Genomic DNA, 22,255 nt, shown 5'->3' with positions numbered 1-22,255 from the left:
CGCGACGATCGGGTTATCGAGGGGTAAGCCAAATGTGACAGGTCCGTCTTGAGGCTTCCGGTGAGTGTTCGGTCCAGGTGGTCGTGAGTGGCGATTCGGGCTCTAAAACCGCAACGGCAGTTCGGTGAGTGGGTAGCCGCGCCGGCCCGACGAGCAGTCGACTTCCGAGCACCGTGCATTGGTGGCGAACCGTCCTACCGGCTCGCTTGCTGTTGATCAGTCCTGCGTCGCGCGGGATCGCTGTGTGCTCGGACGCGCTTGCAGCGCTGATGGCGAGGGCCTTCACGATCTCACCCGTCGCGGGATTGCCGACCGACATCCGCAGGACAGCCGCCCGGGTTCGACGCAGCAAACGCGCCAACGCGGCCCCGTCGGTGCGCCCGCTGATCCACGGTAGCGGGGTTCGGGCAGGGTAAGCCCAGAGTCAACGGTTTGCCCGGATGGGAGGCGACAAGGGGCCGCCGGTCCAGATCGCTGACGGAAGCAGATCGAGGCCACGGCCCCGAGGGTCCAGGTCACGGTCAGCCGGGCCGTCGATCTCGAGGACGTGACCGCGCCAACGGTCACCTGGGCAGGTGGTAGTGACCGTGTCGCCGCTGCCGACATCGACGAGCAGTCGTCGGGTAGCCGTGAGATCGCTGGCGAAGCCCGATTCGATCCGGTCCCAGCTGGCGCCAGGATCGCTGATTAGCCCGCCCACCACGCCTCCGGACCGCCCGTCGACGCCCAGTGCTCCTGCGCCCGGACCCCGCACACCAGCACTCAGATCAGGAGTTCGCCGTCGGCAAGAGACGGAACCGCCAGGTGTGCCGTCTCCGTCGGCAGGTTCGTCACCATCGGCCTCGTCGGTCAGGGCCCGCCGTTCCGCTAGGGCGTGGGGGTGATCAAGCCGTAGTGACCGTCGTATCGGTGGTAAAGAACGCTCCCCCTGCCACGGTCGGCGTCGACGAAGAAGAGGTGTGGTCCCGGCGGTGTCGGCTGCGCCAGCCGGGGCAAAGTGGGACCTGCGTGATAACGCACGCTGTCCTGTCCCGTTCCCGACTCCGTGAACAGGTGGAAGTCGTAGTCGGGCAGGTGCATTTCGAAGAACGCCTCGTCCACGGTGGAGCGACCCAACGAGTAGGGCTTGTGCCGGACGATCTCCCGCTCACCCGCCGGCCGATGAACCCACGGTGCGGAGCGTCCTGGTGGCGCATCGGCCGGCGAACGGTGACCACGGTTCCGCGCAGGACGTCGCCTCCCGCGTGTCCGTCCTCAGGCCGGGGTCCAGTCGTCCGCCACCCGCCGCCATTCCCGGCTCCACGCGGCGTCACGCCGCCTGGCCAGCGCCGAACGCGCGATCAGGAACACCACCGCGAGCAAGGCGACACAGCCGAGCCAGACGCCGACACCGACACCGATGCCGTTGCGTGCCGCGTCATCCCGGGTGACCGGTGCCGGCACCACGTCGCCCCGCGAATCCAGCCAGATCTCCACCTCTTGCCCCGCCACGGAACCGTTTCCGGCATCGACCGGTTCTTCCCGGACGACGTCACCGTCGATCCAGCGCGCCGGAACCCGGGACTTCCCTTCGATCGGCACGCCGTCGAGCCGGATGGCCACCGGCGGCGCGTCGGCCAGCAGTACCGCGGTGACCGGCCGCCGGTCGGTGGCCTGTTCGGTGGCCTGCGCCATCCGGTCCGCGTAAATGTCGGAGCCCATCGTGGCCGCGAACGGTATCGCCAGCAACGCGGCCAGGAGCACCGTGAGCGTCAGGACCGCCTCGATCCGGTCCGACGTCCGCACGAGCGGACTCCCGCCTGGGCGGATCCGCTGCCAAAAGGCGGTAAGGGTGCGCATTGAATTCTCCTGAAGGGAAAGGGTCTCCGACGAGCGAAGCGGTCGTCACGAGGACTTCTGCCTGACGACCGTCTCGAGTGGACGACGTGGGGTCGGGACACCGGGAAACCCGTACCCCAACCGGAAAACCGTCTGCGGATAGCCGCTTCCACCGAGTAGCACACGAAGTTCGTCCCGGGTGGACGGGATTTCCATGGGCTGGGAATAGAACGAGGCACTCAGCCCCGCGGTGGTCGCGGTGAGCAGCACGCGTTGCATGGCCCGTCCCGCGCGAAGCTGCGCCGACGGACCGTCCGCGGCGGTCGTCAGTACCGCGACGACCGGATCCTGTTCGAAAGGCCGGGGTGCCTCGCTGTCGTGGAAGTGCCGCACCGGCAGCAGCCCGCCCGCCGAACGCGGCCCCCCGGCGAACGCGGGCACCCCGTCGTCCCGGCCGTGCCCACGAGTCCAGGCTTGGAGCTCTTCGTGGAAGGCCCCGTCCTGGGTCTGCACGTGATCCGCGCGCCGGATCAGTGCCGCGGTCGCCTCCAGCTTGCCCACTTCGTCGACCAGGACGAGTCCCGCTCCGTCGGCGAGGGCTGCTCGTCGTACCGCGGTCCGCACGCCCTCCGGCACGGCCCGATCGGCGAACGGGCGGCGATTGCTGTAGCGACGCGGGATCACGGCGGCGAGGCGCAGCTCTTCGGCGTCGGGCCGGTGACGGCCGCCGATCTCGACCCTGGCCAGCAGCGAAGGACGGCCGCGGTCCGGCATCAACTCCGTCTCCACGAGCCGTCCGGCGGCCGCGATCGTGAGCTCGATGTTCAGCAAGGCGGCACCGCAGGCCAGTCGCGCCTCCCTGCCGTCGGGGTCGCACACCCGCAGCAGCCGGTCCTCGTCGAGATGCACCTCGACCGCGCCCGGTTCCAGCTCGAAGAACCAGGGCTGGGTGTTGTGCGGCGACGGCGCCCTCACCGCGGCCTCCAACGCGGTGAGTACCGGGAAATCGGTGGGGGTCATGCTGTGGCTCCTAGCCGGTCGGTGGACGCTTCCAGCCTGTCGTGGGACGGCGTCGGGCGGCAGAGCCCTGGGCCTCGGCCATCCGGGACCTTCGACACCCTCCCGGGCGCGTGAGCGCGGAGAGGGTCCTCGGTCCCGGCAGACCGGGACCTCCAGCGGTTCCGGCCACCGCGATGAGGGCCGCAAACTGCTGTAATGCGTGTACGTGACGTCATGACCACCCCCGTCGTCGCGGTCACCCCGGCCGCGACGCTCGGCGAAACGATCGCCGTGCTGGCCGGGAAGGGGTTCACTTCCCTGCCGGTCGTCGACGAGACCGGCAGGTTGCTCGGCGTCCTGGAGGAGGACGACGTCGTCCTCGCCTGTCACGTGCCCGGCCCGCGGTCACCGAGCGGCGGCCCCGACGCGGGTGTCCTGATCGGGGCCCGCACCAAGATCCGGGACGTGATGCGGACCCCGGGCGCCGGGACGCACCCGGACACGGAACTCGCGGACCTGGCGGAACGGATGCTGGAGCACCGGCTCCGCTCGGTCCCCGTGCTCGATCGCGGCCGCGTCGTCGGCGTTGTCACCTGGGGGGACCTGCTGCGCGCGCGAGCCATCGAAACCTCGTCAAGGGAAATACCATGAACCATCGGTCAGCACAGGAACGCCGGATCGTCGTCGGGACCGACGGCACCGCGCATGGTGAGGAAGCGGTGCGCTGGGCGATCACCGAAGCCCGGGCTCTGGGCGCTCGGGTCGAAGTGCTCCTCGTGCGGCCGAAGGACGTTCTCCTGCCCGGAACGCCTTTCGCGCTTCAGCCGCATGGCAGGCTTCCGATCCAGGATGGCTATCCCCTGGCACAGGAGGTCGCGAGGATCCACGACGAACTCGCGGCGAATCTCGCCGTCGAGACCTCGGTCCGCACGGGCGACCCGGCCTCGGTACTGCTTGCCGCCGCGGAAGGCGCGGACCTGCTGGTGCTCGGCTCGCCGTCCGAGGGGCGTATCGGCCGGCTCGTCTTCGGGAGCGTGGCCGCCGCCTGTGTCCGGCACGCGCCCTGTCCGATCGTGCTCGTCACTCCTGAGGCGGCACACCACTTCAGCCCCACGGCATCCTGAACGCGCGTCGCGTGCGAGTTCGACGTCCTCCCCTGTTCCCAAGGCGAACGCCGTGACCATCGCCCCTCCAGCCAACCTTGGCACAGGTGCTCCGACAGCACTTCCCATCCGGCGTTCGCCGCGCGGGATCAGCGCGGTGACCTCGGGCGAGGGCCGCCCATCCTCGTCGAAGAGGGTTCCCGGACGGTAGGAGCGAAGCCAGTCCTCCAGCTGCCGCAGATGGTCCGGATTCCCGCGGGCATTGGCGACCGGGACCTGGTGCGAACGCCAGGTGCCTTCGACCGGCTTGTCGTCCACAAAGGACGGTCCGGTTCAGCCCTTGGGGCTGCACAGGACGATCATCGGCCAGCGCGGTCGCTCCGGCGCCCGGCCGGAGGCTCGCGCCCGGACCTGGATGCCCTCGATCTCGTCGAGCGCCCCGTCCAGCGCCGCGGCCATGGCCTGGTGCATGAGCGCCGGATCGGCACCTTCGACGTAGCGCGGGGCGAATCCGTGGCCACGCAGCAGCTCGTCGAGTTCCGCCTGCGTGATCCGGGACAGCACGGTCGGATTGGCGATCTTGTAGCCGTTCAGGTGCAGGATCGGCAGCACCGCTCCGTCGCGCGCCGGGTTGCGGCCAAGGGACCGGTTTCCGCCTCGCCGTCACCGACCACGCAGGCGACGACGAGATGCGGGTTGTCGAACGCCGCGCCGTACGCGTGCGCGAGGGAGTAGCCGAGCTCGCCGCCTTCGTGGATGGATCCGGGCACCTCCGGTGTGACGTGGCTGGGAACGCCGCTGGGAAAGAAGAACTGCCGGAACAGCTTGCGGAGACCGGCCTCGTCGTAGGTGACCGACGGCCACGCCTCCGAGTAACTGCCTTCCAGCCACGTGTGCGCGTACAACGCAGGTGTGCGTACAGGAAGTTCAACCCTGGCGAAGTCCCCCAGTGGCCGAGAAGCCGGGGCTTCACGTGTTACGGTTTCAACGGCTCGGTCAGCAGGGGTTGTCCATCAGGTAGATCTGACAGGCGGCGAGGTAGTTCGCCGCCCTCCACTGGGCGTCCACTTGGGACAGTTCCGCCGGGGTGAGCACGGATGGGGCGGCCGGGGCGCCGAGCGCGGTCATCGGGTCTTCCTCGGCCGGACCACCATCACGGGGCATTCGGCGTGGCGGGTGAGCGCCTGGCTGACCGAGCCGAGCAGTTGCCCGGTGAAGCCACCACGGCCGCGGCTGCCGATGACCACGAGCTGCGCCTTGGCGCTCCACTCCAGCAAGGTGTGGCGGGGCCGATCACGGACGAGTACCCGCTCCACGGCGACGTTCGGATACTTCTCCTGCCAGCCCGCCAGCCGTTCCGCGAGCAGACGGCGTTCGTCGTCCTCGATGCTCTCCCATTGCGTGACGAGCCGCGCCATGCCGTACACGTCGTCGTAGGTGACATCCGACCACGCGTGCACGGCCACCAGCGGCGCTTCACGCCGCGACGCCTCGTCGAACGCGGTCTCCAGCGCCTGCTCGCTCAACGGGCTTCCGTCGACTCCGACGACCACCGGTCCGCTGTCGGGATAGTTCGTGGTGCCCTTCCGCCCTCGGAGCACCACCGCCGGACAATGAGAGTGGGCGATGACGGCCGACGCCGTCGAACCGATCGCCATGCCGGCGAAGAAGCCCTTCCCCGAAGCGCCGACCACCACCATCGCCGCCGACTTCGACGCGTCGCGCAAGTACGGCGTCGGCGAGTCGGTGGGCATCGCGGTGTCCACCGGGACACCGGGAGCGACCGTTTCGGCGTCCGCCACGGCCTCGTCCAGCACCCTGCGCCCTGCGGCTGCGAGATCGTCCAGCCACGGAACGGGGCCGGCGAGCCCGGCGCCATAGGCCAGCTGCTCACTGTGGAGAGCGTGCACGATCAGCAGCCCCAAGCCCCGCTCGGCGGCGACGGCGGCAGCCCACCGGACCGCCGCCCGTCCCGGCTCGGCCCCGTCGGTTCCGACGACGATCCTGTTTTCCGCGGTGTTCATCGGTCTTCCTCCTGATAAGTCACTTCGGCTTCCACGACACCGGGAATCGCTTCGGCGATGACCTTGGCCACGTGCCGGTCGGAGTCGTCGTCATAGGCGTCGCCGATACGGCAGACGCCGTCGGTCACTTCGACGGTCCAGCGGCCCGAGCCGCCGTAAACGGAGAGGTGGCGCCGGACATCCGCGGCGATCGCCGTGTCGTCGCGGGCGAAGGCGCGGACGAAGTCGCCGCGGGTGAGGATGCCGATCACCCGTGCACCGTCCACGATCGGCATCGCGCGGATCTTCCCGTCGAGCAGCGCCTTGCCTACTTCGGCCAGGTCGGCGCCGGCACCCATTCCGGTGGCGGGCGAGGTCATCACCTCGCGCACCGTGGTGCCCGGTGCCGTCCGGGCACCGGAGCCACCGCCGGAGCGGATGTCGTGGGGGAACCGGTCGCGGATCAGATCCGCCTCGGTCACGATGCCGATCAGGCGGTCGTCGTCGTCCACCACCGGCAAGGCGGTGAAGCCGTGCTCGGCCAGCACCGCGGCAGCGTGCTTGGCGGTCGTCTCCGGGGTGACGGTGAGGACCGGCCTCGTCATCAGGTCTCGTGCTCGCATTTCGTCTCCTGAACAGGGGGTACGCGGTCATTCCGCCGGGGACGCGGGACGGATGACGGCGACCGGGCATTCCGCATGCGCCACCAGCGCCTGGCTGGTCGAACCGAGCAACATGCCCTGGAATCCGCCGCGCCCCCGGCTGCCGACCACGAGCAGACTCGCCTTGACACCGAACTCGAGCAGGGTCCGCACCGGTCGCCCCTTACGCACGAAGAGTTCCACCGCGACGTCCGGGTACTTCTCCCGCCAAGGAGCGATCTGCGCTTCGGCTTCCGTGCGCTCGGCGGCCTCGATTTCGGCCGGATCGACGTCGAGGAAGTGCGGGCGGACCGTCCCGTGGTCGAACATCTCCGACCAGGTCCGGACGACGATGAGCGCCGCCTTCCGCTGCTGTGCCTCGTCGAACGCGAACGCGAGCGCCGCCGCGCTGGAAGGCGAGCCGTCCGTGCCCACGACGACCGGCCCATCCTCCGGGACCGCGCCGTCCGGCTGCTTGCCCCTGGCGACGACGATCGGGCAGTGTCCGTGGTGCGCGAGCGCGACGGCGGTCGAACCGACCAGCATCCCGGTGAACCCGCCGAGCCCACGCGAACCCAGCACCACCATCGTCGCGCTCAGGGATTCCTGGACCAGCGCGGGCACCGCGATCCATTCTCGGGCCGCGCTCTCGACGGTCAGGCCGGGATAGCGGTCGAGCACCTCTTTTCGTGCTTCGGCGAGCCATTCGAGGCCTCGGCTCTCGAAACCCGCGCGAACCGCTTCGCGAGGGAGGGACACGCCGGGAGTGTTCGTCGCCGGAACCGTGTACACATGCACGAGCCGCAAGGGCAATCCGCGCAGGCGGGCTTCACCCGCGGCCCACATCGCCGCCGTCCGGGCCGACCCCGACCCGTCGATCCCGGCCACGATGGCTCCTTCAGCGGGCAGTCGCATGATCACTCCTTGGGTTCGCACGGCCGATCGTCGGCGATTCGGTTCTGCTCCAGCTTCGCCCGGACCGCCACCCGAATCGCAGAGCCCGAGGTCCCGAGGACCCGTGCCCTCGGTCGCGGATACCCGGCCGACCGATCCGGTACACAGGACCGAAAGGCCCTATTTCGATCAAGTGCGCGCAGGTCAGAGCACCGAAGTGGCGAAGCGCCTTCCCAACGCGGCGCCCCACGACCGTGCCCGCTCCCGCTCACCGTCCCTCAAGACCGTGCGCGGCCCGTCCGTCTCGACGAGGAAACTCTCCGGCGGCACGGCCGGGACGAAGCCGAGGGCCCGAAGCCGCCGTTCCGCCGATACCGCCGCGGAGCCGGTGAGCCAGCGCGGTTTCGCCAACCGGGTGTCGAAGGCCGCCAACGGCATGCGCTCCGGCGCGTGGTCCAGGGCACCGATCCAGTCCCGCAGTCCGGTGTGCGACCGGACCGCGCCATCCGTCTCACGGGCGGCTTCGCTCCGGGTGCCGGCACGGGACATGCCGTGTGCGTGCGTCGGACCGCCGACCACGAGCAGATCCGCATCCTCGTAGCCACGTGCCTCGTCGACGTTCGCGACCTCCACCGAGGCGAAGGCCGCCAGCCCTTCGGCCACCGCTCTCGCCACCTGTTCGGTGTTCCCGAACATCGATTCGAACACCACCATCACGTGCATCAATGAGCTCCTTGTGTCGTGGCCGGTTCGTCGCCACTCGCGTGGTCCGGACAACTTGACGATCCGGTCTTCCTGCCACGGGGAACAGGCACGAAGGGCCCCACGGCCCGGGCCCTCTGGCTCTGCTTCGGCGATCCACGCGAGACGACCATGAAAAGACCCCACCTACATGGACCGAAGGAGCCAGGGCATGGACCGGCTCAGCCCGCTGGACGCCGCTTTTCTCGAACTCGAGGACGGTGATCCGAACTCCACGCTGTCGATCGCGTCGATCGCCGTGCTCGAAGGCACCGCTCCTGCCCGGGACGAATTCATCGACGCGATCACCGCTCGGCTGCCGAGGATCCCCCGGTACCGGAAGAAGGTCCACCGGCTCCCGCTCGACCTGGACGCCCCCGTATGGGTCGATGACGACCGATTCGACGCACGACGGCATTTCCACCGGGTGTCCGTTCCCGCACCGGGCGATGAGAACGCGCTCTGTGACCTCGTCGCCCTGCTCATGGCGGAACGACTCGATCGCGATCACCCGTTGTGGGAGTTCTGGGTCATCGAAGGACTCGAAGACGGCCGGTGGGCGGTGTTGTCGAAACTGCACCACTGCCTCGCCGACGGGATCAGCGGCACGCGGCTGCTCAGCGCGCTCTTCGACGCCCAGGCAGTGACGACTCCGGACGCGGAACAGGCCGAGAATCCCGGATCGATCGCGCTGCTGTGGGGAGCCGCACGCAAGCTCGCCGCCATCCCCCTCGAGCAAACGGCCGCGCTCACTCGTTTGGTGCGCTCGCCGGGTCTCACGGTGCGCCGGATCGCCGACGCCGCGAAGGGCTTGGGGGCACTCGCTTCCGCTCTGGTTCCGGCCGCGCCGTCCTCGCTCTCCGGTCCGATCGGCCCGGACCGTCGTTACGAACTGGCACACACGTCGCTCCGTGAAATCCACGAGATCAGCGAAGTCTTCGACACGACCGTGAACGACGTCGTCCTCGCGTCGATCACCGCCGCCTTTCGCGCACTCCTGTTGAGGCGCGGTGAAGAGCCACGTCCGGATTCGGTGCGCACCCTGGTCCCGGTCTCGGTGCGCCGGGACTTCGGGACCGTGGACAACCAGATCTCCCTGATGCTGCCACTGCTGCCGGTGGACATCGAAGACCCGGTGGACAGGCTCGCCGAAGTCCACCGGCGACTGGCCGAGCTGAAGAACAGCAAGGAAGTCGAAACGGGAGCCGAACTGACCGGCGCGGGACTGCACGTTCCCTTCGCGCCGATCTCGTGGGCAATCCGGTTGGCGGCCGGACTACCCCAGCACAACGTCGTCACGGTCACCACGAACGTTCCCGGCCCCCGGGAATCGCTGCACCTGCTCGGACGCGAGGTGCTAGGCCTCTATCCGTACGTTCCGATCGCGTTGCGCCTGCGGACCGGAATCGCCGTCCTGTCCTACGGCGACGAGGTCACCTTCGGTGTGACGCTCGACTTCGACAGCTCGCCGGACTCAGGGTTCTTCTCCAAGGCCATCGAACGCGACCTCGTCGCCCTGCACAACCTCGCGCGGCCCACCGCGCGCAAATCGCCGGTGTGACAGGATTGGTGAGTGGCCACGGCCCCCAACCCTCCTTTGTGGACTATCGACGCCGATCCGCGCCGAAGCCGATCAAGGTTTTCCCTCCCCCTGCGAACGGGCGACGATCACCGGGCACAGCGCGTACGACAGCACGTGCTGGCTGGTCGAACCGAGCAGCATCCCGGCCACTCCGCCCCGGCCCCGGCTACCGACGACCAGTAGCTGCGCGCGGTCAGCGTGACGCAGCAGTTCATCGGCGGGACGGCCGCGGACGACCACCCGGTCCACGGCGACGTCCGGGTATTTCTCCTGCCAGCCCGCGAGCCGCTCGGCCAGCACCTCGCTCTCCCGTTCTTCGATTTCGCGCGCGTCGAGCGTCCATCGCGCTTCCTCGAACAGTGCCGAAAGGAAGGCGTCGTCCCAGGTATGGACGGCGACCAGCGGCGCCCGCCGCCACGATGCCTCCTCGAAGGCCAGCGCCAGCGCGGCTTCACTGGTCCGGGTGCCGTCGATACCGACGACGACCGCACCCTCCGTGGGAGCCTCTTCCTCGGCTGCATGAGGGCGCACCACCGCGATCGGGCACTTCGCGTGCGCCGCGAGCCCGATCGACACCGAGCCGACCAGCATCCGGCCGAGCGGGCGGATCTCTTCCGGGCCCAGCACCAGCAGACCGGCATCCTCCGACATCGTCAGCAGCGCCTGTGCCGGCTTCTCGTAACGGAGGATCAGCTGAGTCTCCACGGAGGGGGCGGCCTCCCTGGCGATCTCTCGGGCCTTCCGGAGCAGACGCTGTCCCCGGATCCGCGCCATGTCCGCGAGTTCCTCGCGCGTCGGCAACGGTTGCGGATACTCCAGTGAGTCCTTGTCGAACGCGTGGACCAGCCGCAGCTCGACACGGCGACGACGGGCCTCCGCGGCAGCCCAGCGCACCGCCGTCAGCGAGGACGTCATTCCGTCGACGCCGGCGATCACGGCCTTGCCGGGGAATTCGCTCATGAGTTTCTCTCCTTGGTGAGGGACGGTAGGGGTGGTCGAAGCGATGCCTGTTCAAAACCCGGTGCCGAGCAGTTCGTCGATCGAGCGTCGCGGGGAATGCGGGACGGCACTCGAGGGATAGCCGAATCGCATGAGCACCTGGAGGGAACCGGGCAGCTCCAGATCCTCGGTCAGGGCGGCACGCACCTCGGGCAAATGCAGAGGCTGTGTCAGAACCGACCCGACGAGTCCCTGGTGGACCGCGTCGAGCCAGGTCAGCTGCAACGCCCGCCCGGCCCGAAGATGATCGTGCCGGGTGTCACCTGGTGTGACGAACGCCAGCAACGTCTCCTCGGCCAGCCTGCGCTGGAGAACCTCACGATCAGGCAGCGCCGTCGACTCACGCACCAGCCCCGCCCACGGCAACGAACCCGCCGACCGCACACTCGCGGCCAGGCCGACACCGCTGCGCCGGCCCTCGTCACGGACCGTCCACAAAGCCAGCTCCCGCTGATAGCCGCGGTCGTGCCGGTAGGCCTCGGCGGCGAACTCGAGCCGGTCCGCGACCATGGTCAGCTCGATCTCGTCCAGGACCGGCCTGGCCTGGACACCCTCGGCCGCCGCACCGTCGCGCAGCTCCACGACCTGATGCCTGGTCAGCGACCGCCCCGAAAAACGACGGCGATGACTGTGCCGCCGCTTGATCGCCGAGTAGCGGTTCACCTCCGCGACCGAAGGGGGCAACGGCCCGTCCGGTTCGACGGCGGCCACCACTTCGGGCCGGCCCGGATCAGGGAACACCGCGGTGCACGTCCGATGGCCGAGCACCCGGATGGCCAGTTCCAGATTGGCCAGCGCGGCACCACACGACACGAGGCGGTCACGGCCATACGGATCGTGCTCGGGAAGCTCCAGATCCCGGCGCTCGACCAGGACGAGCAGGCCTTCCTCGAAGTCCAGCCGCCACGGCTGGATGTTGTGCACCGACGGCGCGCGCAGCACCGCGCCCGCCACTACCTCCAGCTCCGCGGGCGACCAGCGCTCCGCCGGCCTTCGTCCGACCATGTCAGTCCTCCCCTACCCCTTCACGTACTTCCACGATGCGCCACCACGCCGCACCGGCAGCAGATCCGGAGGACTCCGCTCACCAGGACCAAATACCCCGCGACAGGCCACGGCTGCGCCGGACGGAACGGACGAGTACGGTCGAATTCGCGGCCGGTACCACGCAGNGGGGACGTTCCTTCGTCGAGCACCGACACGCAGAACATCTGTCTATGCCGATGAGCGGACGTCCGGCGCCGCCCCGTCGGCCGTTCCGTGACGACCGCACGGTGACAGCTTCAGGTCGTTCGCGCCCCGTAGAGATTCGAGCGGAGCGGGATCGCCCGCGCAAGATCACCGACGATGCCGACACCCCAGGCACATCGAACCTGGACCAAGCGAACCTACTGGACGCCCTGCCCTACCTGCTTCACCGCCTGCTCGACCTGACGCAGCTCACGATCAAAGTCCACTACAAGACCGACCAAGTGCTCGGCGAGGTAGCCGACCAGTTTGGTCAGGCTCCAGGCCGTGAACGGCAACCCCGGCTCGGCGGGCTTGCAGGCGGCGATGCGGCAGATCTGGTCACGGGCGGCCGGCCCGACCTTACGAGCTCGGCCGCCCCTCCATTTTGGGGACAACGCCGCGAACATCGCCGCGATCTCACCCGCGGACCGGCCTCGCGACGAGGCCGGCACGGTCCCGGATCGTCGCGGCCACACCCGATCCCGCGCCGACGTCGTGATCATGACCAGCCGCTGCGCTTCCTCCGGCTCCAACGGCGGCGCGAACACCTCGGACTTACGTGCCATGGCTCACCACCACCGGCAAGCCTCACGATCACCAGCCCGGATGTCCACATGACACGGTTATGACGTCAATGTTCCTTGATGAGGCACTAGGCAAGAACACCCTGAGAGATCGTCGCCTTATAGCACTTCTAGAGCGAATAGTCAATACTGCGAGTGTGGATTGGCTGAAAGTGGAAAGACCTCAGGGTGAACTCGGGCAGCCCTTGATTGGAGCGAGGTTTGAAGCGGTTTCGTCTGATTGAATCGGCGTCGCGCAGCCAGTTTCTCATCAGTGCCGACTTAGTGACGGGCGGCGTGACACATTCGTTGAGCTGGCCGCAATGCGGGCTTCACTGGTGGAACAACCATGGCTCAGGGAGGAACGGTGCGAAACCAAGGCCTAGGTTCCTGGCCCGCCAGACGAGCCCGAATGAGTCCTGCGAACGTGGCGATCTGGTATGAGGATCAAGTCACCACGTTTGCCGAGCTCGATGAGCGGGTCACCACGCTGGCGGGCCGGCTGCGCGCACTCGGTATCGGCCGGGGTGACCGGGTCGCCTATCTCGGTCCGAACCATCCCTCGTACCTCGAAGTACTGTTCGCGGCCGGAGTGCTCGGCGCCGTGTTCGTTCCGCTGAACTTCAGGCTCACCGTCGGTGAACTCGATGAGATTCTTGTGGACTGTGCGGCCAAGATTGTGATCTACGGCGAAGGCATGGACGAGAAGATCGCCGGACTCGACCGGAAACGGTGTGCTGTTCGACCATTGGCCTGCACCGAACTCGACGGCATCGGCCGCGCTGACCTTCCTCCCGACGAGCACGTAAGCCTGGAGGACGTGTGCCTGATCCTCTACACCTCGGGCACAACAGGAAAGCCAAAGGGCGTGATGCTGACGCACGGCAATCTCACGTGGAATTGTTTCAACGCCATCGTTGAAAGTGATGTGGCGAGCGATGAGCGGGCGCTGATCGTCGCGCCGCTCTTCCACGCGGCCGCCCTGGGCATGACATGCCTGCCGGTTCTGCTAAAGGGGGGCGCAGCCTTCCTTGTCCCCTCGTTCGCCCCGGACACGGTGCTCGAATTGATAGAGCGCGAACGCATCACGGTGATGTTCGGTGTGCCGACGATGTTCGAGATGATGGCGAGGCAGCCACGTTGGGCGGACGCCGATCTTTCCAGTGTCCGGAGACTGGTGTGCGGTGGCGCGCCCATACGGTCGGCGACGCTCCGCCGATATCTCGACCGTGGACTGCACTTCGCCCAGGGATACGGCCTCACCGAGACGGCGGCCGGCGTGCTGATGCTCGACAGCGCGCATCTTCACGCCAAGGCCGGATCTGTGGGTGTGCCCTCGTTCTTCACTGATGTCCGAGTAGTCGACGCTGATCGACTGGAGGCCCCCAGTGGAGTTCCAGGGGAGATAGTGGTCAGTGGTCCGAATGTGATGCGGGGCTACTGGGGGAAACCCGATGCCACGGAGGAAGTCTTCGAGGACGGATGGTTTCGGACCGGCGATGTGGGTGTCGTCGATGAAGATGGCTATTTCTTCATCGTCGACCGGTCCAAGAACGTGATCATCTCCGGCGGCGAGAACGTCTACCCCGCGGAGGTCGAAGCCGTGTTACGCGACATGGACGGCATTGCGGACTGTGTCGTAATCGGCGTGGCGGATGATAAATGGGGTGAAATCGGTAAGGCGCTGGTCGTCGCCGATCCCGATGCCCGCATCACCGACGCCGAGGTGCTTGCTCAGTTGCGACTCCGGCTGGCCAAGTACAAGGTGCCGAAGTACGTGCAGTTCGTCGATGCCTTGCCTACCACCGCGTCGGGCAAGATAGCCAGGTCCGAGGTCCGCCGACGCTACGGCGCCGGCGAGCGCACCACTTGTTCGGCACGCATGCGGAATCGACGTGGTTAGGACAAAACCCGTTTAGGAGTGAGCATGCGCTACACACTTCCCTCGTTGTTCGCCGAATCCGTTGATGCCGGGCGGGACGAGCCTGCTGTGTTCGCAGACGGACGCTACCGTTCCTGGGCAGAATGGCATGCAGAGGCGAACGCGCTGGCTCGAGGGTTGCAGGAGTCGGGAGTCGAGCAGGGCGACGTGATCGCCGTCCACCTGCCCAACTGCTGGGAATTCCTCACTCTTCACGTCGCTATCGCCACCGCCGGCGCGGTGATGCTTCCGCTCCACCTCGGCCTCGGGGTGGCCGAACTGCGTTCGCTGCTCGAACGCACGGGCGCCGGCACGATCGTGCTCCCTGCCGACAACCGGGGGCGATCCGGCATCGAGCTCGGCCGTCAGCTGCTCGAGAACTCGCCGGCGCTCAGGCAGGTGCTGATCTCAGGAGAGCCGGACGGCGAACTCGGCGACTTGCGCCGGCTCGACGACCTGAAACGACAATGGCGGGGTGCGGCACCGCTGCCGGTACGCGTTTCGCCGGACGACACGTTCGTCTTGTTGCCCTCTTCGGGGACGACCTCGCTACGCCAGAAGATCTGCGTGCACACCCACGACAGCCTTCTGTCCAATGCCGCCACGACCGCCGCTGACGGCCAGGCACTGGGTACCGACGAAATCATCAGCGCCAGCCCGCTCACCCACCTGTTCGGCCTGCTCTCCGTCCACCTGAGTCTGGTCACCAGAGGCAGGCAAGCGCTGCTGCCCAGCTGGGACGCCGATGACTTTTTGCAGTTGACGCGGCACGCCGATCCGACGGTGCTCTTCGCGGTGCCCACCCAGATCCGGGATGTCGTGTCGCGGCTGGACACTGTCGGACACGCGAACGAATGCAAGCTGCGAGAGGTGCGGATCAGTGGCGCGGCGGTGCCCGCCACCCTCGTCGAGCAGACGCGCCGCCTGATGAAGGCGCGGGTGATCGTTCACTGGGGCATGTCCGAACTGGGTGGCGGCCTGTTCACCCGGCCTGCCGATCCGCCGGAGACCGCGAGCGGGAGCGTCGGCCGTCCCATCTCCGACGGTGACGTACGGATCATCGGGGACAATGGCGGCCATTGTGGCATTGGACAGACCGGTCAGTTGCAGTTTCGCGGTCGATCTCTGTTCAAGGAGTATTTGGCGGACCCGGAACTGACACGCGCCGCGTTCACCGCCGACGGCTGGCTGCGGACCGGCGACCGGGCCAGCCTGAACGATGACGGCACGATCGCTTTCCGTGGTCGCGACGCGGATCTGATCAACGTCGGCGGCGTGAAGTTCAGTGCGACGGAAGTCGAGGCGCAGCTCGCGGATCTCCCGGGCTTGCGGCAGGTCGGAGTCGTCGGCCGCCAAGACGATCGGCTCGGCGAGTACCCCTGCTTGGTCGCGACGGTCCGCGACGACGCGTCGGTCACCCTCGGAGAGGTCGTCGAGCATCTGGTCGCGAAGGGAACGGCGGAGTACAAGATTCCCGCCGAGCTGATCGTGGTCGAGGAGATGCCCTGCACACCGACCGGAAAAATCGCGAAGAGCCGGCTTGCCGCGATGCTCGGCAGCGGCGATTCGCCCGCGGCGTCGACGTGGGCCCGGCGACTTCTGGCGCTGAGCCCCGCGGAGCAGCTCACCGCGGCGTTGGACCTAGTGCGGACGCGGGTCGCCGCAGTGCTCGGACGCGCCGATCAGATCGGGCCGGACCAGATCTTCACCGACTATGGCGTACGTTCACTGACCGCGGTCAGGCTGCGTTCGGAACTGGTCGACGCGACCAGGCTCAACCTGCCGACGACCGTTGCCTTCGACCTGCCGACGCCCCGCCGGCTGGCTGAGTATCTGATCAGCCTGGTCGCCGCCGGCCGACCCGGTCCGGACCGGGCCATCGCGCCGCGACCGGCACGACCGAGCGACGAGGACCCGATCGTCGTCGTGGGTATGGGTTGCAGGCTGCCAGGCGGTATCACCTCACCGGCCGGGCTGTGGGACCTGCTCACGACAGGCGGGGACGCTGTCGGCGACTTGCCCGCCGACCGTGGCTGGGACCTCGGCGCGGTCGCGGGGTACGCCCGCGGCGGTGGCTTCCTGACCGACGCAACCTGGTTCGACGCCGAGTTCTTCGGTATATCGCCACGCGAGGCCGCGGCGATGGACCCGCAACAGCGGCTCTTGCTGGAAACATCCTGGGAAGCGCTCGAACATGCCCGGATCGATCCGCGTTCCCTGCGCGACGGTGACACCGGGGTCTTCGTCGGCATGATGGCCTCGGACTATCTGCGACGCCCGAACGAGACGACGCAGGACTTCGACGGCGCTGCGATGACCGGCAACCAGAGCAGTGTCGCGTCCGGCAGGATCTCCTACGTGCTGGGGCTTCAGGGCCCGTCGCTCACCGTCGACACCGCGTGTTCGTCTTCGCTGGTTGCCATCCAGCTCGCGGCGCGCTCACTGCGCGACGGTGAGTGTTCGCTGGCGCTGGTCGGTGGCGCCACGGTCATGTCGACTCCGGCCACCTTTGTGGAGTTCGCCGCGCAACAGGCCCTTTCCGCCGATGGACGGTGCAAATCCTTCGCCTCATCGGCGGACGGTACTGCGTGGTCCGAAGCCGTCGGCATGCTCGTCCTCGAACGTCTTTCGGACGCACGTCGCGCCGGTCACCGAGTACTCGCCGTCATCAAGGCCTGCGCCGTCAATCAGGACGGCACCTCGAACGGCTTGACCGCACCCAACGGTCTGGCGCAGCAACAGGTGATCCGCAGGGCGCTGGCCGACGCCGGGCTCTCACCGTCCGATGTGGACATGGTGGAGGCGCACGGCACGGGCACGAAGCTCGGCGACCCGATCGAAGCAACGGCGGTGCTGGCGACCTACGGACAGGACCGGACCCACCCACTGCTGTTGGGTTCGGTGAAGTCGAACCTCGGTCACACCCAGGCCGCCGCCGGTGTCGTCGGCGTCATCAAGACGATCCTGGCGATCCGCCATGGATCGGTACCGATGACCCTGCATGTCGACCAACCGTCGCCACACGTGGACTGGACCACTGGAGCCGTGCGCCTGGTCACCGAACCGGTGCCATGGCCCGCGACCGGACGGCCGCGGCGCGCCGGCGTCTCGGCGTTCGGGATCAGCGGCACCAACGCGCACGTCATCCTGGAGCAGGCACCGGTCGAGAGTGATGCGTCCGTCGAGCGGACACCGCTGCCGGCAGTGCCGTTGATCCTCTCGGCGGCGACGTCGGCGGCTCTGAAAGATCAGGCGGCGCGGCTGCTCGCCGGCCTGGACGCGGGCGCCGACCCCATGGACACGGGGTATTCCTTGGCTACGACACGGGCAAGGCTGGAGCATCGTGCCGTGGTCGTCGACGCCGATCGCGCCGAGCTGGCCGCACTGGCTCTCGGCGAGCCCGGCGCGGCGGTGACCGGCCGCTCGGACTTGCCTGGCCAGACCGTGTTCATCTTTCCCGGCCAAGGTGCGCAATGGGTCGGTATGGGGCTCGAACTGCTCGGCTCCGCCCCAGTGTTCGCGGATGCCATGCGCGAGTGCGAGAAAACGCTGAACGAGTTTGTCGATTGGTCATTGACCGAGGTCATCCAGGACGAGTCCGCGCTGGGGCGCGTCGAGGTCGTCCAGCCGGTCCTGTTCGCGATCATGGTCTCGCTGGCCAGGCTGTGGCAGTCCCATGGTGTCATGCCCGACGCAGTCGTGGGCCATTCCCAGGGTGAGATCGCCGCCGCGCACATCGCCGGCGTGCTCTCGTTGCGCGACGCTGTCCAGATAGTCGTGCACCGTGCCGCGCTGTGTTCCTCGCTGATCGGTACCGGTCTGTTGCTGTCGGTCGAGTCGACCAGGGACCTCGAGCGACGAATCTCGGGACGGCCCGGTGTGACCGTCGCCGCCTACAACGGGCCGTCTTCGGCGGTCCTTGTCGCGGATGCCACCACCATCACCGAGCTGGCCGAGGAATACCGGGCCGAAGGTGTCCGGGCCCGCGTTGTCCCGGCCAGTTTTCCGTCACACTCGGCACACGTCGAGTGCGTCCGAGACCGGCTGCTGGAAGACCTGTCCGGTATCGACCCGCAGCCCGCGGACATTCCTTGGTACTCCACGGTTACCGGCAGGTCGATGCGCGGGCAGGAGGCCGGCGTCGACTACTGGTACGAGAATCTGCGTCGACCGGTGCGGTTCGCCTCGACCGTGGAAACCCTGGCGTCCGCGGGATTCGCTCACTTCATCGAGATAAGCCCGCATCCCGTGCTCCTACCGGCGATACAGGAGACGGTGGGAGAGGCCGGATCAGCAGTCGGAACGTTGCGACGCGACCAGGGCGGTGCCCGCCGGTTTCTGACTTCGATGGCCCAAGGCTACGTGCGCGGTTTGGCCGTCGACTGGGCAAGTCTGTTCGACGGCAGCGGAGCACAGCACACAGACCTGCCCACCTACTCCTTCCAAAGACGTCGTTTCTGGCGTGGCCGCACGACGCGGGCGGGTGCGGCCGGGCTCGGTCAGGAGGGCATCACCCACCCGCTGGTCTCGGCCCTCGTCGAAGACCCCGAGCAGGACGGTTCGGTGTTCACCGGCCGGATCTGCCTGGCCGAGCTCGACTGGCTGGGTGATCACCGCGTGGACGACACGGTGGTGATCCCGGGAGCGGCCCTGCTGGAACTGGCGCTCCAAGTCGGTGACCGGTTCGGCCGCGGGCGAGTGAACGAGCTGATCGTGCTGGCCCCACTGGCGGTGCCTGACCACGGTGGTGTCCAGCTTCAGGTTCGCGTTGGCGACGAACAAGACGGCCGCCTCGCGTTCACCATTCATTCCAGGGCCGAAGGTCACGAGTCGTGGACGAAGCACGCGACCGGAGAGCTCGGACCGGATACGGCCTCACCCGGATCAACCCTCGCCGCTTGGCCACCACCGGGAGCCCACGCGGTGGATCCGGACACCATCTATGACGCGCTTGCCGGCACCGGCGTGGTGCACGGGCCGATGTTCCGCGGCCTGCGCGCGGTCTGGCAGCGCGATTCCGAACTGTTCGCCCAGGTCGAGCTGCCGGAGAGGCTGCTTGGCGAATCGTCCGCCTTCCGGCTGCATCCGGCGCTGCTGGACGGGGCGCTGCATCCGGCAGCGTTGCTCGGCGACCATTCCGGTGGCCCGCTGTTGCCGTTCTCATGGCGAGGAGTAAGCCTGTTCGCCACCGGGGCGACGGCGCTTCGGGTCCGGCTACGACCCGGTGACGACGCGACCGGTGATTTCGCCATCGACATCGCCGACGACCGGGGTGTTCCGGTCGCGCAGGTGGAATCTCTGGTCCTTCGCCGGCTGGCGGATGGTCTTTCCCGGGCGGACGCGGCGCGGGAGTCGCTGTTCCGGATCGACTGGACCGCCTTGCGGCATGATCAGTGTTCGCCGTCCGACCTTGCCGTGCTGGATCTGAGGGCGGAACGGGACCTGCGGACCATCCTTGCCGACGTGGTCACGGCCATGCGGAACGGTGCGGTCACCGAGACCCGATCGGTGGTTCTGACCAGCCACGCGGTGTCCACCGGGAAGGACGAGGACACCGATCCGGTCCAGGCCGCGGTATGGGGTCTGGTCCGTTCGGCACAGCAGGAGAATCCGGGCTTGTTCGTCCTGGTCGACACAGATGACCCGGTGACGTTCCCGCCGATCCTCCCCTTGGGGGAACCCGAAGTCGCCCTCCGCTCCGGCTCGATCATGGTACCCAGGCTCGCCAGGCAACCGGCGCACAGCAGGCCGGTGACGCTGGACCCCGACGGCACCGTGGTGATCACCGGTGGAACCGGCACGCTGGGCCGGCTACTGGCCACGCACCTGGTCGAGCGGTACGAGGTGCGTCGTCTCCTGCTGCTTTCCCGCCGGGGACCGGACGCCCCCGGTGCGGACGTGCTTCGCGACGAGCTGAGCCGTCGCGGTGCGACAGTGGACATCGTCGCCTGTGATGTGGGCGACCGCGCTTCCCTCGCCGAGGTACTGGCCGCGATCTCCCCCGAGCACCCACTGACCGGAGTGGTGCACGCAGCGGGGGTGCTCGACGACGGTGTGCTCGGCTCGATGACCGTCGACCGTCTCGACCACGTGCTTCGAGCCAAGGCCGATGCGGCGTGGCATCTGCACGAACTCACCCTCGACCGCCCACCGGAGCTGTTCGTGTTCTTCTCCTCGATCGCCGGTCTGCTCGGCGGTCCCGGCCAGGGCAACTACGCAGCGGCCAACGCCTACCTGGACGGGCTGGCCGCTCACCGCAGGGCTCGTGGCCTGCCGGCGGTGTCGGTGGCATGGGGCCTGTGGGAACCCGATACCGGCATGACCGGCACGATGACCGCGACGGACCGCGCTCGGATTTCGCGCGCCGGCATCAACGCACTGTCCGATGAGGACGGACTCCGCCTCTTCGACGCCGCGGTCACCGCTGGTCCCGCGCTGCTCGCGGCGATGCGCGTGGACCTGCCCGCGATCCGGCGCGGTTCGGCGCGACCGGTATGGCACGGTATCGTCCGGCCGCCCACCCGGCTGAGCGCCGCGACCAGAGCGGTCGCGGCCACTGCGACCGCCGCGGACTTGGTGAGCGGGGAGCTCGCGGGGCTGGACGAAGTCGAGCGGACGCGGCTCGTCCAGAACCTGGTGCTATCTCATGCCGCCGCGGTTCTGGGCTACAGCGATCCGGCCGAGGTGGATCCGAACCGGGACTTCCTGCACAGCGGATTCGACTCGCTCACTGCGATGGAGCTACGTAACAAACTCAACCAGGTCACCGGTTTGAAGCTGCCCGCGATGGCCGTATTCGAGAGCAGGACCCCGATCGGGCTGGCCGCGACGGTGTGCCGTGCGATGGCCGAGCGGTCGGGCGTTGGGAAAACCGCACCGCCCGCACCAGAACCTCGCTACGCGGACTCGGTCTGTTCCTTGATCCGCAGTGCGGCGGAGGCAGGAAGGGTCGGCGAAGCCTTCGGCCTCATGCGCGCGGTCGCGGATCTCCGCCCATCCTTCGACTCGGTCGTCGAGGTGGGACCGTTGCCTGAGCCGACCACTCTGGCCGATGGACCGCCCGGCCTTCGGCTGATCACCCTGAGCTCACCGATGGCCGATGGAGGCGTCCACCAGCACGCGCGGCTCGCCGCGCACTTCCAGGGCGTCATGCCCGTATCGGCGATCTCCCTGCCCGGGTTCGGGCCGGGCGAGAAGTTGCCCGCCACCGGCGAGGCCGCAGTACGGGTGGTCTCCGAAAGCGTGCTGCGGGCGAGCGCGGGTGACCCGTTCGTACTGCTGGGGCATTCCTCCGGCGGAGCACTGGCCTACGCCACCGCCCACTACCTGCGGACCAGACGGCAGATCCAACCCGCCGCGGTGATTCTCATCGACACGTTCCGGCTCGACGACCCTTCGGTTCCCCTTGACCAGGTCCTGCGTCGGATGTTTTCGGTCGAGCCGACATTCGGTGCGATCACCGCCGAGCGGCTCTCCGCTATGGGTCGCTGGCTCGCGGTGATGTCCGAACTGCGGCTCGACCCGGTCGCCGCGCCGGTGCTGTTCGTCCAGGCCACCGAACCGTTCTCCGGCGACACCTGCGACGTGTCCCGCTCGCTGGCTGAGCCCGGTGAGCCGACGCACGCAGTGCGGACCGTGCGATCCGACCATTTCACCATAGTCGGGACCGAATCAGGTCGGACCAGCCAGGTGATCCGGGAATGGCTCGACGCGACATTGTGACCGGGTTCGTCATCGCCGACCTGTGGAACGAAGCCGTGG

15 protein-coding genes and 1 pseudogene are annotated in these 22,255 nt (G+C 68.1%); 5 read left to right on the top strand and 11 right to left on the bottom strand.

All coding sequences use genetic code 11. The annotated features are described in order from the left end of the window. Positions 1 to 867: 867 nt before the first annotated feature. The 3 genes from LCL61_RS18600 to LCL61_RS18590 form a co-directional block, all read right to left on the bottom strand. Positions 868 to 1,101 carry a hypothetical protein gene (locus LCL61_RS18600; protein WP_340687998.1) on the bottom strand — a complete coding sequence of 78 codons (234 nt, stop codon included), beginning with the start codon at positions 1,099 to 1,101 and terminating at the stop codon, positions 868 to 870. A gap of 153 nt (positions 1,102 to 1,254) precedes the next feature. Then, on the bottom strand, positions 1,255 to 1,839 hold the full coding sequence (locus LCL61_RS18595) for an Rv1733c family protein (protein WP_340687997.1): 585 nt from the start codon (positions 1,837 to 1,839) through the stop codon (positions 1,255 to 1,257). Between the two features lie 45 nt (positions 1,840 to 1,884). Further along, positions 1,885 to 2,838: an Acg family FMN-binding oxidoreductase gene (locus LCL61_RS18590; RefSeq protein WP_340687996.1), complete on the bottom strand. Its 954-nt coding sequence runs from the start codon at positions 2,836 to 2,838 to the stop codon at positions 1,885 to 1,887. Positions 2,839 to 3,051: 213 nt separating this feature from the next. Between LCL61_RS18590 and LCL61_RS18585 the strand changes: the two genes are divergently transcribed. Next, entirely contained in the window at positions 3,052 to 3,468 is a 417-nt protein-coding gene (locus tag LCL61_RS18585) for a CBS domain-containing protein (protein ID WP_340687995.1), read from the top strand. Further along, positions 3,465 to 3,941, top strand: coding sequence for a universal stress protein (locus LCL61_RS18580; RefSeq protein ID WP_340688619.1), 477 nt, complete (start codon positions 3,465 to 3,467; stop codon positions 3,939 to 3,941). The genes LCL61_RS18585 and LCL61_RS18580 overlap by 4 nt, the downstream gene beginning before the upstream one ends. Positions 3,942 to 3,980: 39 nt before the next feature. Here the strand turns inward: LCL61_RS18580 and LCL61_RS18575 are convergent. The 5 genes and pseudogenes from LCL61_RS18575 to LCL61_RS18555 form a co-directional block, all read right to left on the bottom strand. Further along, positions 3,981 to 5,048: pseudogene (locus LCL61_RS18575) on the bottom strand (phosphoketolase); the annotation flags it as partial. Continuing rightward, entirely contained in the window at positions 5,045 to 5,944 is a 900-nt protein-coding gene (locus tag LCL61_RS18570) for a universal stress protein (RefSeq protein ID WP_340687994.1), read from the bottom strand. The pseudogene LCL61_RS18575 and the gene LCL61_RS18570, both read right to left, overlap by 4 nt. Beyond that, on the bottom strand, positions 5,941 to 6,546 hold the full coding sequence (locus tag LCL61_RS18565; protein WP_340687993.1) for a CBS domain-containing protein: 606 nt from the start codon (positions 6,544 to 6,546) through the stop codon (positions 5,941 to 5,943). The genes LCL61_RS18570 and LCL61_RS18565 overlap by 4 nt, the downstream gene beginning before the upstream one ends. A gap of 27 nt (positions 6,547 to 6,573) precedes the next feature. Continuing rightward, positions 6,574 to 7,479: a universal stress protein gene (locus LCL61_RS18560; protein WP_340687992.1), complete on the bottom strand. Its 906-nt coding sequence runs from the start codon at positions 7,477 to 7,479 to the stop codon at positions 6,574 to 6,576. 183 nt (positions 7,480 to 7,662) lie between these two features. Then, positions 7,663 to 8,181 carry a flavodoxin family protein gene (locus LCL61_RS18555; protein WP_340687991.1) on the bottom strand — a complete coding sequence of 173 codons (519 nt, stop codon included), beginning with the start codon at positions 8,179 to 8,181 and terminating at the stop codon, positions 7,663 to 7,665. A 190-nt stretch (positions 8,182 to 8,371) separates the two neighbouring features. Here LCL61_RS18555 and LCL61_RS18550 point away from each other — a divergent pair, with 190 nt between their 5' ends. Continuing rightward, positions 8,372 to 9,760, top strand: a complete 1,389-nt coding sequence (locus tag LCL61_RS18550; protein ID WP_340687990.1) for a wax ester/triacylglycerol synthase family O-acyltransferase — start codon at positions 8,372 to 8,374, stop codon at positions 9,758 to 9,760. A 72-nt stretch (positions 9,761 to 9,832) separates the two neighbouring features. Here the strand turns inward: LCL61_RS18550 and LCL61_RS18545 are convergent, their stop codons facing one another. The 3 genes from LCL61_RS18545 to LCL61_RS18535 all read right to left on the bottom strand — a co-directional run bounded on the left by LCL61_RS18545 (position 9,833) and on the right by LCL61_RS18535 (position 12,576). Further along, the gene (locus LCL61_RS18545; protein ID WP_340687989.1) at positions 9,833 to 10,741 is read right to left on the bottom strand and encodes a universal stress protein; all 909 of its coding nucleotides are present in this window, start codon (positions 10,739 to 10,741) and stop codon (positions 9,833 to 9,835) included. A 51-nt stretch (positions 10,742 to 10,792) separates the two neighbouring features. Then, positions 10,793 to 11,785: an Acg family FMN-binding oxidoreductase gene (locus tag LCL61_RS18540; RefSeq protein ID WP_340687988.1), complete on the bottom strand. Its 993-nt coding sequence runs from the start codon at positions 11,783 to 11,785 to the stop codon at positions 10,793 to 10,795. Between the two features lie 383 nt (positions 11,786 to 12,168). Then, entirely contained in the window at positions 12,169 to 12,576 is a 408-nt protein-coding gene (locus tag LCL61_RS18535; protein ID WP_340687987.1) for a helix-turn-helix domain-containing protein, read from the bottom strand. Between the two features lie 424 nt (positions 12,577 to 13,000). Between LCL61_RS18535 and LCL61_RS18530 the strand changes: the two genes are divergently transcribed. Together LCL61_RS18530 and LCL61_RS18525 are read left to right on the top strand one after the other, a co-directional pair. Beyond that, positions 13,001 to 14,476, top strand: coding sequence for a long-chain fatty acid--CoA ligase (locus tag LCL61_RS18530; RefSeq protein WP_340687986.1), 1,476 nt, complete (start codon positions 13,001 to 13,003; stop codon positions 14,474 to 14,476). 24 nt (positions 14,477 to 14,500) lie between these two features. Continuing rightward, positions 14,501 to 22,216 carry a type I polyketide synthase gene (locus tag LCL61_RS18525; protein ID WP_340687985.1) on the top strand — a complete coding sequence of 2,572 codons (7,716 nt, stop codon included), beginning with the start codon at positions 14,501 to 14,503 and terminating at the stop codon, positions 22,214 to 22,216. The last annotated feature ends 39 nt before the right edge of the window (positions 22,217 to 22,255 follow it).

It is taken from the genome of Amycolatopsis coloradensis, assembly GCF_037997115.1.
Classification (GTDB): Bacteria; Actinomycetota; Actinomycetes; order Mycobacteriales; family Pseudonocardiaceae; genus Amycolatopsis; species Amycolatopsis coloradensis_A.
This window is presented reverse-complemented; position numbering and strand designations above follow the sequence as displayed.

Bases quoted from the DNA above. Each gene is read 5' to 3' on its own strand.
- LCL61_RS18595 (WP_340687997.1), bottom strand. From the start codon at position 1,839: ATGCGCACCCTTACCGCCTTTTGGCAGCGGATCCGCCCAGGCGGGAGT.
- LCL61_RS18590 (WP_340687996.1), bottom strand. From the start codon at position 2,838: ATGACCCCCACCGATTTCCCGGTACTCACCGCGTTGGAGGCCGCGGTG.
- LCL61_RS18585 (WP_340687995.1), top strand. From the start codon at position 3,052: ATGACCACCCCCGTCGTCGCGGTCACCCCGGCCGCGACGCTCGGCGAA.
- LCL61_RS18580 (WP_340688619.1), top strand. From the start codon at position 3,465: ATGAACCATCGGTCAGCACAGGAACGCCGGATCGTCGTCGGGACCGAC.
- LCL61_RS18570 (WP_340687994.1), bottom strand. From the start codon at position 5,944: ATGAACACCGCGGAAAACAGGATCGTCGTCGGAACCGACGGGGCCGAG.
- LCL61_RS18565 (WP_340687993.1), bottom strand. From the start codon at position 6,546: ATGCGAGCACGAGACCTGATGACGAGGCCGGTCCTCACCGTCACCCCG.
- LCL61_RS18560 (WP_340687992.1), bottom strand. From the start codon at position 7,479: ATGCGACTGCCCGCTGAAGGAGCCATCGTGGCCGGGATCGACGGGTCG.
- LCL61_RS18555 (WP_340687991.1), bottom strand. From the start codon at position 8,181: ATGCACGTGATGGTGGTGTTCGAATCGATGTTCGGGAACACCGAACAG.
- LCL61_RS18550 (WP_340687990.1), top strand. From the start codon at position 8,372: ATGGACCGGCTCAGCCCGCTGGACGCCGCTTTTCTCGAACTCGAGGAC.
- LCL61_RS18545 (WP_340687989.1), bottom strand. From the start codon at position 10,741: ATGAGCGAATTCCCCGGCAAGGCCGTGATCGCCGGCGTCGACGGAATG.
- LCL61_RS18540 (WP_340687988.1), bottom strand. From the start codon at position 11,785: ATGGTCGGACGAAGGCCGGCGGAGCGCTGGTCGCCCGCGGAGCTGGAG.
- LCL61_RS18535 (WP_340687987.1), bottom strand. From the start codon at position 12,576: ATGGCACGTAAGTCCGAGGTGTTCGCGCCGCCGTTGGAGCCGGAGGAA.
- LCL61_RS18525 (WP_340687985.1), top strand. From the start codon at position 14,501: ATGCGCTACACACTTCCCTCGTTGTTCGCCGAATCCGTTGATGCCGGG.